The sequence below is a fragment of the Lysobacter sp. DMC97 genome (assembly GCF_056313745.1).
Window position 1 is genome coordinate 218,546 of the sequence record NZ_JBQUZR010000001.1, and the last position, 13,889, is coordinate 232,434.

Genomic DNA, 13,889 nt, shown 5'->3' on the forward strand with positions numbered 1-13,889 from the left:
ACCCTTCGTGACGTGCTACCATGACCAGCGTTTTCGCGCGGAATTCCGCGCGAAAACCGAAACGGCGACCCTGTCGCCCAAGTCGTCAAGCGCAACCTCGCCCGCAGCGGCAGCGGAAACGGTCAGGAGACGCGAAGTGGAAAAGAACAGGATCATGGAGCATCTGATCCGCATGCTCCACGAGAAATTCGGCATCGACCCCGCTTCGGTCACCGCCGAGACGCGACAGCAGGATCTGGGCATCGATTCGATTCTCCTTGTCGATCTGATGCTGGACGTGGAAGACGAACTGGATTTCTCCTTCCAGAGCATGACCCTTCCGCCGAATCCATCGATCGGCGACATGTGCGAACTCATCACGCAGAACATGGACGCCTGAGTCCTGCGACGACGCGCGACGCGGGTCGCCGCACTCCAATCGGCACCATTCCCGCGACGCACCCGTCCCCCTGCCGGAGCCCCTGTCTCCCGCATTCCCAGGACGACAGGCTGGCCGGCGTTCACCTATTGCATTCCAGGTCTGGGCGAACTCGTGGAATAACGTTCGCAGATGTCCTCGAGCCGCGCCCGGTTGTTCACCAGCGCCTGCACGCACTGCGGATCGAACAGCTTGCCGCTCTGCTCCTGCAGGAAGTCGAGGGCGTTGTCGAAGCTCCACGGCGCCTTGTACGGCCGCGGCGAGATCAGCGCGTCGAACACGTCGGCGACGGCGACGATGCGCGCCTCGACCGGAATCTGCTGGCCGCTGAGGCCGTCCGGATAACCGCTGCCGTCGAAGCGCTCGTGATGGCGCAGCGCGATCAGCGCGCCGACCTGGATGAAGCGGTTCTGGCTGCCGCTGAGCAACTCGTGGCCGATCTGCGGATGCCGGCGCATGATGCCGAGTTGCTGTTCATCCAGCGGACCGGGCTTGAGCAGCACGTCGTCGGGGATGGCGATCTTGCCGATGTCGTGCAGCGGCGCAGCCAGTTCGATCAGCCGGACCTCTTCCTCGGACATGCCGAGGCCTTCGGCGATCAGGCCGGCGACATGCGCCATGCGTTCGAGGTAGGCACTGGTGCCGATGTCGCGGTACTCGATCGCCCGCGCCAGTCGCGACAGCGTCTCGCGTTCGCGCTCCTCGACCTCGTGCATGCTCGACAGCAGCCGCTGTTCCAGCGACAGCGCGCGCTGCTTGATCGATTCGGACTGCTGGCGCAACTGCAGCAGGTTGCGGCAACGGGCGCGCAGTTCGCGCGGCCGCACCGGCTTGACCAGGAAGTCGATGACGCCGGCGTCGAGCGCGGCCTGGCGGATCGGTTCGTCGCCGACCACCGTGACCAGCACGATCGGCACGTCGCGGTTGCCCAGCGAGCGGCGGAACCGGCGCGCGAATTCCAGACCGTCGATGACCGGCATGCGGTAGTCGAGCAGCAGCAGGTCCGGACGGTTGTTCTCGGACCAGCGCAGCGCTTCCTCGGAATCGCCGAAGTCGAACACCTCAAGCTCGGGGCTGATGTCCTCGAGAATGTGGCGCAACATCGTGCGCGCGGACGTCTGGTCGTCGACGATGACGATTTTCACGGAGTTGCCCCACATGCGGATACCGTGCGTCCTTGCCTCTGTCGTGATGGGATGGCGCGATGACTTCCTGGACGGAAATTTAAAGCAATTTCCGTGCCTTGTCTCGCATGTTGCCGTTTCGTCACCATCTTAAGCGAAACGGCGGTCCCGAGGGCGGGCGGCCAGCGGGAAATCGCGTGTTTCGTGCCGGAATCGCGACAACGTCCGCCGCGATCGCGGCATCGGGCGATTCACCCGGAAACCCGCCGATCTTCAGGATTCCGGGCGCATGTACGGGAACAGCAGCACGTCGCGGATCGAGACCGAGCCGGTGAGCAGCATCACCAGGCGGTCGATGCCCACGCCGAGGCCGCCGGTCGGCGGCAGGCCCACTTCCAGCGCGCGAATGTAGTCGGCGTCGTAGTGCATGGCCTCGTCGTCGCCGCCCTCCTTCGCCTCGACCTGCGCCCGGAAGCGCGCGGCCTGGTCCTCGGGGTCGTTCAGTTCGGAGAAGCCGTTGGCCATCTCCTTGCCGCCGATGAACAGCTCGAAACGGTCGGTGATGCCCGGCTCGGTGTCCGACTCGCGCGCCAGCGGCGAGACTTCCACCGGGTAATGGGTGATGAAGGTCGGCTGGATCAGGTCGGCCTCGACCGTCTTCTCGAAGATCTCCAGCAGCAGCTTGCCCCAGCCGTACGCCGGCTTGACGTGGATCTTCAGCCGCGCGCAGTGCGCCGCCAGCGCCTCGCGATCGCGGCAATCCGCGACGGAGATCTCCGGGTTGCACTCGCGCACCGCTTCTTCCAGCTTCCAGCGGCGGAACGGCGCGCCGATGTCGATGGTGTTGCCGTCCCAGACCACCTCGTCGATGCCCACGGCCTCGCGGGCGACGTCGCGGATCAGGCCTTCGGTCAGGTCCATCACCTCGGTGTACGTGGCGTAGGCCTCGTACAGTTCGAGCATCGTGAACTCTGGGTTGTGCCGGGTGCTGACGCCTTCGTTGCGGAAGTTGCGGTTGATCTCGTACACCCGCTCGAAACCGCCGACGACGAGGCGCTTGAGGTACAGCTCCGGCGCGACGCGCAGGTACAGGTCGAGGTCCAGCGCGTTGTGGTGCGTGGTGAACGGGCGCGCGGTCGCACCGCCGGCGATGTAATGCATCATCGGCGTCTCGACTTCCTGGAAGCGGCGCGCGTCCAGCCAGCGGCGGATCGCCGAGACGATGCGCGAACGCTTGCGGAAGACCTCGCGCGACTCCGGCGTGACGATCAGGTCGACGTAGCGCTGGCGATAGCGCTGCTCGACGTCCGCCAGCCCGTGCCACTTGTCCGGCAGCGGGCGCAGCGACTTGGTGAGCAGGCGCAGCGATGCGACCTTCACCGACAGTTCGCCGGTCTTCGTGCGCATCAGCGTGCCTTCGGCGCCGACGATGTCGCCGACGTCCCAGTGCTTGAAGGCGTCGTAGGTCTCGCCCAGCGCGTTCGACTGCAGGAACAGCTGGATCGCGCCGGTCATGTCCTGGATCTGCGCGAACGCGGCCTTGCCCATCACGCGCTTGGCCATCAGCCGGCCGGCGACGGCGACACGGCGGCCTTCGGCCTCCAGCGCCTCGCCGGTCCAGCGCTCGGCGTCCTCGTACGCGTCCTGCAGGTCGCGGGCGTAGTCGCGACGCGCGAAGTCGTTCGGGAACGCCACGCCCTGCCCGCGCAGGGCCGCGAGTTTGCCGCGACGCTCCGCAATGAGGGCGTTGTCGTCGGGCGGCAGGGTCTGGTCGTCGGTCATGGTCGTGTTCGCGTGGGGATGGCGTGATGCGTGATCGGAAGAAACACTGCGCGGCAGGCGGCGATCAGACGGCGTCGCTGCGTTTGGCGCCGGCGTCCAGCCCGGATTTCAGGCTGGCTTCGAGGAATTCGTCGAGGTCGCCGTCGAGCACCTTCTGGGTGTCGCTGCGCTCCACGCCGGTGCGCAGATCCTTGATGCGGCTCTGGTCGAGCACGTAGTTGCGGATCTGGCTGCCCCAGCCGATGTCGGCCTTGGTCGCTTCCAGCGCATCCTTCTCGGCATTGCGCTTCTGCACTTCGAGCTCGTACAGCTTGGCCTTCAGCATCTTCATCGCGCGGTCGCGGTTGGCGTGCTGGCTGCGCTCGGTCTGGCAGGCGACGACCGTATTCGTCGGTACGTGGGTGATGCGGACCGCGGACTCGGTCTTGTTCACGTGCTGGCCACCCGCGCCGGACGACCGGTACACGTCGGTCTTCAGGTCCGCCGGGTTGATGTCGATCTCGATGTCGTCGTCGACTTCCGGCGCCACGAACACCGAGGTGAACGAGGTGTGGCGGCGGTTGTCGGAGTCGAACGGCGACTTGCGCACGAGGCGGTGCACGCCGATCTCGGTCTTGAGCCAGCCGTAGGCGTAGTCGCCCTCGACCCGGAACGTGGCCGACTTGATGCCGGCGACGTCGCCGCCGCTGACTTCCATCAGCTCGGCCTTCCAGCCGCGCGATTCGGCCCAGCGCAGGTACATGCGCAGCAGCATTTCCGCCCAGTCCTGCGCCTCGGTGCCGCCGGCGCCGGCCTGGATGTCGACGAACGCGTTGGAGGCGTCCATCTTGCCGGAGAACATGCGCTGGAATTCCAGTTGCTCGACGCCACGGGCATAGCGCTCGACGTCGGCCTGGATGGCCAGCGCGGTGTCGTCGTCCTCTTCCATCTCGACCAGTTCGAGCAGTTCGCCCGCCCCGACCAGGCCGTCCTTCAGGTCGCGGATGCCGTTGACGGTCTTGTCCAGCATGGACCGCTCGCGGCCGAGGGCCTGCGCGCGTTCGGCGTCGTTCCAGACGTCGGGGCTTTCCAGTTCGCGGTTGACTTCTTCCAGACGCTCGACCTTGGCGTCGTAGTCAAAGATACCCCCTCAGCGCATCGAGCCGACCGGTGAGGTCGGCGATGCGCTGGCGGATCGGGTTGAGTTCGATCATGGCGATGTGCGCTTGCAGCAAAGACCCGGGATTCTAGCAGGCCGCGCTGCCGCCACCAGCGCCCGGGCGCCCACGGCCGGTTCAGGCGGCGACGCGGGCGCGCAGGGCGTCGCGGTAGGTGCGGCTGCAGGGCACGACCGCGCCGTCGCGCAGGTGGATCCGGGCATCGCCGCTGTCCAGCGGCTCCAGCGACGCGATCCGGTCCAGGTTGACGATGTAGCTGCGGTGCACGCGCTGGAATCGGGCGGCGTCGAGCCGGGCCTCGATGCCCGCGATGGTGCTGCGCAGCGGGTAGTCGTGGCCGCGGACCCGCAGGTTGACGTAGTTGCCGGCGGCCTGCAGCCACTCGATGTCCTCGGCGGCGATCAGGAAATCGCGGCCCAGCTTGCGGACGAGGAAGCGCTCCGGGCGGTCGACCGGCTCCACCGGCTCGCCCTCGTCGGGACGCCCCAGCAGCGTGGCTTCGCCTTGCAGCCGGCGGATCATGAAGCGATAGGCCTCGATCATCGCGACCAGCATCAGGTAGCCGCGCAGGTCCTTGAGGTACTCGTAGATCAGCTCCCGCGGCCAGTCGCCGAAGTCGTAGTGCCCGCCGAGCGCCGCGTAGGCCAGCTTGCGCAGCGCGACCATGCCGACCACGTGGACCAGCGAGAACACCACGCTGCCCAGCAGATGCAGGGCCAACCGCCGGCCCAGTCCGTCCCACTGGAAGGGCACGCGCCGGGTCCAGGCCAACACGCCGGGCACGAGGGCGAGGACCATCACGCCGCTGGACCACTCCCAGACGGCCGGCTCCCAATCGGCGAAATCCAGCCCGACGCGGCGGATGTCCATCCGCACGGTGATGGTGTTGGCGACGGCGTTGGTCACCGTCATCACGATCCAGAATGCGACCTCGATCGGCCGCCGCCACCGCCAGAAACAGGCGGGACCGGGCAGCGTCCCGAGGCTGGGGGTAGAGACGTCGTTTGCGGGCATCGGCGCATTCTAGGGCGCGCCCCGCGATTCGTCCCCCGGCTCGTCCCGCCGTGGCCGCGCCTCGTCCCTTTTCCATCGCGATCAGGCACTTGGCGCTGGCGACCGTGGGCGTCGCAGCGAGACTGCATCGACTTCCGAGGAGAAACGACGATGCAGCGCCGACACGATCTGGACTGGGTCCGGGTAGCCGCCTTCTTCCTGCTGGTGCTGTACCACACCGGCATGTACTACGTGACCTGGGACTGGCACGTGAAGAGTCCCTACGCCAGCGAGGCGCTGGAGCCGTTCATGCTGATCAGCTCGCCGTGGCGGCTGTCGCTGCTGTTCCTGGTGTCCGGCACGGCGACCGCGTTCCTGTTCGCGAAGAGCGAAGCGACGGGCAAGGGTTTCCTCGGCGCGCGCTCGTGGCGGCTGCTGGTGCCGCTGGTGTTCGGGATGCTGGTCGTCGTGGCCCCGCAGGCCTACTACGAGGTCGTGGAGCAATTGCCCGGCGGCTACCACGACGGCTATCTGGCGTTCTGGGGCCGCTACCTGCACGCCGATCCGAATTTCTGCCGCGACGGTGACTGCCTGGACGTGCCGACCTGGAACCACCTGTGGTTCGTCGCGTACCTGTGGGTCTACACGCTGGTCGCGTGGCTGGGGCTGCGGTGGTTCCCGCGCGCCGTCGAGGCGGCGGGCGCGTGGTGCGAGCGCCACCTCACCGGGGTCGGCCTGCTGCTGTGGCCGTCGCTGTGGCTCGCCCTCGCCCGCCTCGGCCTGCTCGACAAGTTCGAGCAGACGCATGCGCTGGTCGACGACTGGTACAACCACGCCCAGTACCTGCCGCTGTTCCTGCTGGGCATCGTCGTCGCCCGGCGAGAAGCCGTGTGGGACGCCCTGCACCGCCAGCGCCGCATCGCACTGGCGCTGGCCGCAGCCGGCTACGCGTTCATCGTCTGGTACTTCCACGGCAGCGGCTACGACGACGCAACGCCACCGCCCGAGGCGCTGCGCATACTGCAACGGACGGTCTGGGCGCTGTTCCAGTGGACCGCGATCGCCGCGATCCTCGGCTTCGCCCGTGGCTGGATCGTGCGCGAGACGCCGGCACTGCGCTACCTGCGCGAGGCGGTGTTCCCGGTCTACATCCTCCACCAGACCGTGATCGTCGTGCTGGCGCACAACGCCCAGCCGCTGGGGCTGCGGCCGGCCGTCGAAGGTCCGCTGCTGGTGCTGGCGACCTTCGCGCTGTGCTTCCTCGGCTTCGAAATGATCCGCCGCGTGCGCTGGCTGCGGCCGCTGTTCGGGCTGGGGCCGAAGGCGCGACCCCACGCGAACCGCCCGATCGCGCACATGCCGGCGGCGGCGGACGTGCAGTAGGCTCGAACCCCTTGCCCCTTGCGGACCCGCCCATGCCCCTCCGCCGCGCGACCCGCCGCTTCGCTCCACCCTGCCTGGCCCTCCTCGCCTGCGTGTCGGTCGCCGCGTGCGCCACGTCCGGACCGGCGCACCGGGCGGATGCGGAGACCGCGACCGTCTCGCTGCTGACGCGCCAGGCCGAGGCCTGGGACCGGGCGATCGTCCGCAAGGATCGCGACGCGGTGGCGACGAACATGGACGCGGGCTTCCGGCAGATCGACAGCGACGGCGGCTGGCACGACAAGGCCGGGTTCCTCGACGGCATCCTCGACGAGCGCCTGACCATCGCCCCCTACACCGTCGAGGACTTCCAGGTCCGCGTCTACGGCGACACCGCGCTGCTCACCGGCACCACCGACCTGCACGGCACGTGGGACGGCAAGCCGTTCCGCACGCACTATCGCTACACCGACGTGTACGTGAAGCGCGACGGCAGATGGAAGGTGGTGAACGTGCAGACGACGCGGATCGCCGAATAGGCAGGGCGATGGCGCGCCGGCATCGCCGGGCGCGCCATCGGGCATCGCGTCACTTCACCGTGAACTCGCCCACCAGCACGGTCTCGCTCTGCCCGCTCAGGCGCAGGGTCACGGCTTCGTTCTTCTGGCGCGACGTGCCCCAGCCGGTGCTGAAGACGAGGTTGAGGGTGGTCGCGCCGGTGACGATCTGCTGGCGGTCGCCGAAGAAGTTGGCCTCGACCTTGTATTTGCCCGGCTTGGCATTCTTCAACACGAACTCCTCGGGGCCGTAGCCGCCGGTGAAGTCGTCGCTCAGCAGCCCGCCCTGGTAGGTGTTGCGGTTGCCGTAGTAGCACTTCTCGCCGTTGGGGTCCGTCACCCACAGGTCCATGTCGCTGTTGTCGCTGTCCCAGGCCAGCACCACGCGCAGGTCCAGCGGCATGTTCTTCAGCAGGCGCGGATCGATGAACGCGGTGTCCAGCGGCGTCGGGCTGGTGGCGATGATGCCGTTCATCTCGTTCAGCGCGACCAGTTCCACTTCGGAGAAGCGGCCGTCCCACGGCCGCGCGGCCACGTCGTAGAGGTGGCGGATGCCTTCCTGGCGATCGCCCGCCGCGGCCAGCGCCAGCCCGAGATCGCGATGGCTCTGCGGTTCCTCGTCGGCGAGGCGCAGCACCTCGCGCAGCACGTCGACCGCATGATCGAAGTCCTTCGCCTGCATCAGCCGGTAGCCCAGCACGCGCAGCACGTGGCGGTTCTCGAGGTCGAGTTCGGCGAGGTTCGACAGCACGCGCAGCGCCTCGGCACGACGGCCCGCCTTCAGCAGCAGATCGGCGACATCGAGATAGAACGCGGTGCTCGATGCATGGCTGTCGCGCTCGTCGAGGTAGATCGCGTACAGATCCTCGGGCTTGGCTTCGCGGAGGCGGCGGGCGTACGGCGAATCCGGCGCCCAGGTCTGCAAGTGGATCGAGACGCCTTCGCCGGCGTGGCCGTCGTCGCCGTCGGGTTTCGGTGCGGCCGCGGGGGCCGCGGCGGCATCCGCAGCGACTTCCAGATTGGCGGCACGGCCGGCGGGCGCCTCACGCGACTGGAATTCTTCGCTGCGCTGACGCACGGCTTCATCGGCGACCGCAGCGTTCATGGCGGGCGCCGGCGGCGGAGGCGGCGGCGGTGCACCCGCGGCCATCGCCATGGCGACCTTGTCGTCCGCCTTCGGTTTCAGCGGCGCGCCCTTGGGGAAGTCGCGCTTCCACCACGTCAGGCGATCGGCGAAGCGCGACGCCACGTCGTCGAGGCGCTGGCTGCGCGACTGCGCCTGCTCGGTGGCCTGCGTGCGGCGCAGCGCAGCGACCTCGTCGCGGAGCGCGGCCGGCGCCGGGATGTCGTAGCGCACGTAGTCGGCGGCGTTCTCCAGCACGAGCAGCGAGGTACCCGGCGTCACCAGTCCGAAGCGCTGGCCGAGGCGCGTGATCGACGCCCGGCGCAGTTCCGGCTCGGCCATGTCGGCCGCGACCTGCCAAGACGCCCACAGCGTCGCCGCGAGATCGCTCTCCGGCGCGTCGGCCGGCACGCGCACCTCGACGGTGCGGGTCTCGCCGCCGGTGCGCAGCCGCACGCGCACGGTCGCGTCGCGCTCGGTCATGCGCCCGGCCACGCGCACGACCCCACCGTCGATGCGCCACGCCTGCGGCTTCAGGTCGTCGATGCCGTCGCCTTCCAGCGCGACGATGCGCGCGCCGTCGTCCAGCAGCGCGGCCGTCGCGGCGTCGAGCCCGTCGCGGCCCTGCCACTGCACCAGCCGGCCACCGCGGGCCTCGGCCAGCGCGGCGAGGCGCACGGTGTCGCTCTTCGCGCCGGCGGAATCCAGCGCGTACAGCGCCTGGCCTTCGCGCAGACCCGGGAAGGCCTTGCGGCCGTAGTTGCGCAGGCCGTCGCTGACCAGCAGGTATTCACCGACGCCCGCTTCCGGCGTCCAGTCGGCCAGATCGCTGGCACCGTCGTAGACCGCGGATTCCAGTGCCTTGCGCAGCGCGCTCCAGTCGCCGCCGCGGATCTCGAAGCGGCCTGCGTCCTCGCCCACGTCGCGCAGGAAGCGCAGGCGCACGCTGCCGTCGCCCATCGCCTTGAAGTAGCGGTCGAGCAGCGCGAATTCGCCCTGGCGATCACGACTGCGCGCGGATGCCGAGGCGTCCCACAGCAGGCCGACCGACGTCGGCAGCTTGCGCAGGCGGCCGTGTTCGGCCGGGACCGGCACGTCGACCAGCGCGAAGCGCTCGCCATCGTACGCCTGCACCACCGCACCGGCCTCCGCCGCCACCGGCAGGCGCAGGCCGAGCCGGCGCATCCGCGACAGGCAATCGACGCAGTCCACGTGCTCGCGCAGTGCGTCGTACTTCGCGGTCCAGCCGCCGCGGGCACGCTCGAACTTCAGCGTGTCGAAATTGCCGACCTGCACCGGCGCCGTGCGCGGCCCGCGGGCGCGGATCGACAGCGACGCACCGTCGGCCTGATCGAGCAACTGCACCGGCACGTCGATGCGCCAGGCATCGCCTTCGCGACGCAGCGCCTCGTCGATGGTCAGCCGCACCTGGCGCGTGCCGTGTGCGGGGATCGGGTACACGCGCAGCCGGAACTGGTTGCCGGCGGTCTGTTCGAGCAGACCCGGGTCGACGTTGCGCCGCTCCACGCTCTCGAACACCTGCTGCGCCTTCGGTTTCGGCACCGGCACCGCCTCGCGCAGCGTACCGGCGACGTCGAGCGCGAAGCCGCTGACCTGCTGGCCCGGCTGCAGCGGGAAGCTCAGGTTGCCTTCGAGCAGGCGATCGTTCGGATTGAACAGCGTCAGCAGCACGGTGGTGCGCGCGAGGCCGCCGTCGGTCTCGACCTGCACCGACGCGCTGCGCAGGGCGACCGGCACCTTCGCGCCGGGGGCGATGATCAGCGGCGGCGCGACGAGCGCGGGTTCGGGGCGCGGTTCGAGCGCGGTGCGCTGCTGCGCACCGGCGGGCGTGGCGAGGCTCTGGCCGAGCAGCAGCCCGGCAGCGAGGGTGAGAGCGGCGGAGCCGGCGAGACTGCGGGACATGCGGGGGTTCCCCTGGGGCGATGACCGTTCAACGGGCGGTCGCCGCGAACGGGGTCGAAGACAGCGCATCGTAACCGCGCCGCCGCGCGATCCGTCCGACGGCCGACGCCCGGCCGGCGCAGCCGTCAGGCGATGGCGACGGCGTGACGGATGCGCAGTTGCAGCCGGGTTTCGTCGCGGAAGGTGTTGGCGTCCAGCTCGAAGGCCATGCGCACCTGCTGGCCGATCTCCACCGGCCGCACGCCATCGCGGACGGCGCCGAACCAGATGGCCTCGAACCGGTGCGACGCCATGCCGACCGTCAGCTTCAGGTGGGTGCCGTCGCCGACGGCACGCAGGTCGATCACGCGGCCATCGGCGCGGAACACCGGCGATTCCCATTGGCGGCCGAAGGGTTCGAGCGCCGCCAGTTCGTCGATCAATGCGAGATCGGGAAGCGCCGCGAGCACGCCGTCGGTGAGGACGCGCGGGCCCGGCGTCGCGTCGGCGAGGGCACGCTTCGCCGCCCGGTCGAACGCCGCGGTGAAGCGCGCCAGCCCCTCGCGGTGGAGGGTGACGCCACCCGCGCCGGCATGGCCGCCCCAGGCGATGAAGTCCTCCGGATGCGCCGCCGCGATCTCCGCGAGCGCATCGCGGACGTGAAACCCCGGCACCGTGCGCAGCGACGCCGTCAGCGCATCGCCCTCCTGCCGCGGCGAGAAATATGCCACGGGTCGCCCGAACGCCTCGGCCAGGCGCGCCGCGCAGACGCCGTGCACGCCGGGATGGCCTTCCGGGTCGAACACGGTCAGCCCCACGGCACCCGCGGCGGCCTGCGCTTCCGCCATCGGCGTCGCGCGCCGCAGCATGCTCGACTGCACCCGCCTGCGCTCGGTGTTGTGCTCGACGAGCGCCTGCGCCAGCCGCACGGCGTCGTCCTCGTCCGTGCACATCAGCAGGTCCACGGCGCCCAGCGCACAGTCGAGCCGGCCGCGGGCGTTGATGATCGGCCCGAAGCTGAAGCCCAGCGTCGCCGCGGTGATCGGCCCGCTGCACTTCGCGACGCGATGCAGGGCGCGCCAGACCGGGCGCGCATCGGGCGCGTTCATCAGCGCGAGCCCGCGCAACAGCACGGCGCGGTTGTTCTGCGACCGCGCCAGATCCACGCAGTCGGCCATGGTGCCCAGCGCGACGAGATCGAGCAGCCCGCCGAGACGCGGCGCGTTCGACGGCAGATGGCCCATCTCGACCAGCCGCTGCCGCACCGCGCAGCACAGCAGCCAGGCCACGTGCACCCCGGCAATGCGCGGATCGGCGAACGCCGAGTCCTCGCGCATCGGGTTGATGCAGGCCAGCGCCGCGGCGGGCGGGCCTTCGCCGGGGATGCCGTGGTGGTCGGTGACGATGGTCTCGAGCCGGTGCTCGCGCAGCAGCGCGATGCGCGCGTGGTCCGAACTGCCCTGGTCGGCGGTGATGACCAGCGCGGGCCGCGGCGCCGACTCCAGGATCCGCCGGGTCACGCTCTCCGAGACGCCGTAGCCCTCGCGCAGGCGATGGCCGATGTAGCCGTGGATGCGCGCCTCGGGCACGCCGAAGTAATCGCGCAGCGCGATGCGCAGCACCGCGTGCGCGGAGGCGCCGTCGCAGTCGAAATCCGACAGCAGGACGAACGGCAGGCCGTCGATCACGGCGCGGGCCACGGCGTCGGCGGCGACGTCGATGTCGGGCAGGCGATCGGGTGCATCGAGCGCCGCGAGCGCGGGCCGGACCAGCAGCGACACGCGGTCCGCGTCCGCATCGCCAAGCCGACCGGCGATGACTTGCGCCTGCAGCGGCGTGTAGCCGGCGGACAGCGCGGCCTCTTTCACGGCCTGCGACACGGGCCGGTCGACGATGCGGACGGGTTCCGGCATCAGGCGCTCCCGCGCAACGGCCCGGTCGCGGCTTGCGGCCGGACGGCGTTCGGGAACGGCCTCACGCGGCGTTGCCGGCGGCGGACGGCGGCGCCCACGCGCGACGCCAGAAGCGCCAGCGCTGGCCGTGCGTCAGGCGCAGGCGCGTGCCGTCGGCGGCATCGAGATCGAGTGCGGCGAGCTTGCGGGTATCGAGCGCCGCGAACGCCGGCGTCAGCCAGTCGCGCTGGAGCGCGGCGAGATCGCGCACGCGGCGCAGGTCGAACAGCGACAGCGCGTCGGCATCGGCCGCGAAACCGGCCGGCAGCGTGGTCGCGATCCGTCCGGCGCAGGCGGCGAAGGCGCGCAGCGCTTCGTCGTCGCTGTGCAGGCGCGTCGCGGCGCAGGTGCACTGCGTCGGCAGCGTGCCGCCGCCCCAGGCCCACAGCGCGTTGATCGACACCAGGCCGCGCTCGGCGCGGGTCGCATTCCACGGATGGTTGTGCAGCACGATCTGCGCTTCGCTGAGCAGCGTGCGCCAGCGCCGCGCGTCGTCGCCTTCGGGCTGGTGATCGAACAGGTCCTCGCCAAGCGCCGCATCGGGATCGCTGAAGCGCGGCAGCGTCGCCTCGCGTGCGAGGCGCAGGTACCAGCGATCGTGCGCCGGCGCGTCCAGCGCGAAACCGCTGTCGCCGAACAGCGGCCGCAACGCCGGCAGCAGCGCGTCGGCGTCCTCGCGCGACAGCCCGAGCCGCGCGCCGACGCCGAGCAGGCGCGCGCCGTTGATGTCGGCGCGGACGTGCGCGGGATCGATGCGCAGCCAGGCCGCGCCGGCGGCATCGCCGGCGTCGATCTGGCGCGTGAGCGCGGCCGGCGACCAGCGTGCCGGCGTCGGCACGCAGTGGCGCAGGCGCTGCGCGTCGGGGCCGGGTTCGCCGGGCGGCAACACGTCGGCCCGCCCGAGGCGCGCGGCGACGGCATCGGCCAGCGACTGCCGGCCGAAACCGGACCAGGCCGGCAGCAGGAACACTGCTTGCGTCGAAGCCGCCTGCGTCATCGCCGGCCGTCAGCCTTCGTAGGCGACTTCGATCAGTTCGTATTCGCGCTTGCCGGCCGGCGCATCGATCTCGACCGTGTCGCCCTCGTGCTTGCCGATCAGCGCACGCGCCAGCGGCGAGGAAATCGCGATCAGGCCCTGCTTGATGTCGGCTTCGAGGTCGCCCACGATCTGGTAGCGCTTTTCCTCGTCGCTTTCGACATCCGCCAGCACGACGCTGGCGCCGAACACCACGCGGCTGCCGGCGTTCAGCGTGGACACGTCGATGATCTGCGCGTGCGACAGCTCGGCTTCGAGCTGCTTGATGCGGCCCTCGATGAAGCTCTGCTGCTCGCGCGCGGCGTGGTACTCGGCGTTTTCCTTCAGGTCGCCGTGGGCGCGCGCCTCGGCGATCGCGGCGATCACCGCCGGCCGCTGCACCGATTTCAGCTGTTCCAGTTCGCCGCGCAGCCGCTGCGAACCCTTCAGGGTCATCGGCGATCGCATGCCCGCCTCCGTTCGATCATGTCGCTCATGTGCCCT

11 protein-coding genes are annotated in these 13,889 nt (G+C 70.1%); 3 read left to right on the forward strand and 8 right to left on the reverse strand.

All coding sequences use genetic code 11. The features are described from left to right. Positions 1-7 precede the first annotated feature (7 nt). Entirely contained in the window at positions 8-379 is a 372-nt protein-coding gene (locus ACT53Q_RS00540) for an acyl carrier protein (protein ID WP_476184718.1), read from the forward strand. 125 nt (positions 380-504) lie between these two features. Here the strand turns inward: ACT53Q_RS00540 and ACT53Q_RS00545 are convergent, their stop codons facing one another. The 4 genes from ACT53Q_RS00545 to ACT53Q_RS00560 all read right to left on the reverse strand — a co-directional run bounded on the left by ACT53Q_RS00545 (position 505) and on the right by ACT53Q_RS00560 (position 5,495). Then, positions 505-1,563: an HD-GYP domain-containing protein gene (locus ACT53Q_RS00545; RefSeq protein ID WP_374298019.1), complete on the reverse strand. Its 1,059-nt coding sequence runs from the start codon at positions 1,561-1,563 to the stop codon at positions 505-507. Between the two features lie 252 nt (positions 1,564-1,815). Further along, positions 1,816-3,324 carry a lysine--tRNA ligase gene (gene lysS / locus ACT53Q_RS00550; RefSeq protein WP_476184719.1) on the reverse strand — a complete coding sequence of 503 codons (1,509 nt, stop codon included), beginning with the start codon at positions 3,322-3,324 and terminating at the stop codon, positions 1,816-1,818. Between the two features lie 64 nt (positions 3,325-3,388). Further along, a protein-coding gene (prfB, locus tag ACT53Q_RS00555; protein ID WP_476184720.1) for a peptide chain release factor 2 occupies positions 3,389-4,517 on the reverse strand; the annotation gives its coding sequence in 2 pieces (ribosomal slippage) (positions 3,389-4,441 and positions 4,443-4,517; 1,128 coding nt in all). A gap of 81 nt (positions 4,518-4,598) precedes the next feature. Next, positions 4,599-5,495 (reverse strand): LytTR family DNA-binding domain-containing protein, encoded by an 897-nt coding sequence (locus ACT53Q_RS00560; protein ID WP_476184721.1) that lies wholly within the window; start codon positions 5,493-5,495, stop codon positions 4,599-4,601. A gap of 150 nt (positions 5,496-5,645) precedes the next feature. On the opposite strand from ACT53Q_RS00560, the gene ACT53Q_RS00565 reads away from it, so the two are divergent. Together ACT53Q_RS00565 and ACT53Q_RS00570 are read left to right on the forward strand one after the other, a co-directional pair. Next, the gene (locus ACT53Q_RS00565; RefSeq protein ID WP_476184722.1) at positions 5,646-6,857 is read left to right on the forward strand and encodes an acyltransferase family protein; all 1,212 of its coding nucleotides are present in this window, start codon (positions 5,646-5,648) and stop codon (positions 6,855-6,857) included. Between the two features lie 32 nt (positions 6,858-6,889). Next, positions 6,890-7,375 carry a nuclear transport factor 2 family protein gene (locus ACT53Q_RS00570; protein ID WP_476184723.1) on the forward strand — a complete coding sequence of 162 codons (486 nt, stop codon included), beginning with the start codon at positions 6,890-6,892 and terminating at the stop codon, positions 7,373-7,375. A 49-nt stretch (positions 7,376-7,424) separates the two neighbouring features. On the opposite strand, the gene ACT53Q_RS00575 is transcribed toward ACT53Q_RS00570, so the two are convergent. The 4 genes from ACT53Q_RS00575 to greA all read right to left on the reverse strand — a co-directional run bounded on the left by ACT53Q_RS00575 (position 7,425) and on the right by greA (position 13,853). Next, positions 7,425-10,439 (reverse strand): VIT domain-containing protein, encoded by a 3,015-nt coding sequence (locus tag ACT53Q_RS00575; RefSeq protein ID WP_476184724.1) that lies wholly within the window; start codon positions 10,437-10,439, stop codon positions 7,425-7,427. Positions 10,440-10,564: 125 nt separating this feature from the next. Then, on the reverse strand, positions 10,565-12,331 hold the full coding sequence (locus ACT53Q_RS00580; protein ID WP_476184725.1) for a single-stranded-DNA-specific exonuclease RecJ: 1,767 nt from the start codon (positions 12,329-12,331) through the stop codon (positions 10,565-10,567). Positions 12,332-12,392: 61 nt separating this feature from the next. Continuing rightward, positions 12,393-13,367 (reverse strand): phosphoglycerate mutase, encoded by a 975-nt coding sequence (locus ACT53Q_RS00585; RefSeq protein ID WP_476184726.1) that lies wholly within the window; start codon positions 13,365-13,367, stop codon positions 12,393-12,395. Between the two features lie 9 nt (positions 13,368-13,376). Next, a complete protein-coding gene (greA, locus tag ACT53Q_RS00590) occupies positions 13,377-13,853 on the reverse strand; it encodes a transcription elongation factor GreA (RefSeq protein WP_476184727.1) in 477 nt (158 codons plus the stop codon). Positions 13,854-13,889: the final 36 nt, after the last annotated feature.

Bases quoted from the DNA above. Each gene is read 5' to 3' on its own strand.
- ACT53Q_RS00580 (WP_476184725.1), bottom strand. From the start codon at position 12,331: ATGCCGGAACCCGTCCGCATCGTCGACCGGCCCGTGTCGCAGGCCGTG.
- greA (WP_476184727.1), bottom strand. From the start codon at position 13,853: ATGCGATCGCCGATGACCCTGAAGGGTTCGCAGCGGCTGCGCGGCGAA.
- ACT53Q_RS00570 (WP_476184723.1), top strand. From the start codon at position 6,890: ATGCCCCTCCGCCGCGCGACCCGCCGCTTCGCTCCACCCTGCCTGGCC.
- ACT53Q_RS00565 (WP_476184722.1), top strand. From the start codon at position 5,646: ATGCAGCGCCGACACGATCTGGACTGGGTCCGGGTAGCCGCCTTCTTC.
- ACT53Q_RS00560 (WP_476184721.1), bottom strand. From the start codon at position 5,495: ATGCCCGCAAACGACGTCTCTACCCCCAGCCTCGGGACGCTGCCCGGT.
- lysS (WP_476184719.1), bottom strand. From the start codon at position 3,324: ATGACCGACGACCAGACCCTGCCGCCCGACGACAACGCCCTCATTGCG.
- ACT53Q_RS00575 (WP_476184724.1), bottom strand. From the start codon at position 10,439: ATGTCCCGCAGTCTCGCCGGCTCCGCCGCTCTCACCCTCGCTGCCGGG.
- ACT53Q_RS00585 (WP_476184726.1), bottom strand. From the start codon at position 13,367: ATGACGCAGGCGGCTTCGACGCAAGCAGTGTTCCTGCTGCCGGCCTGG.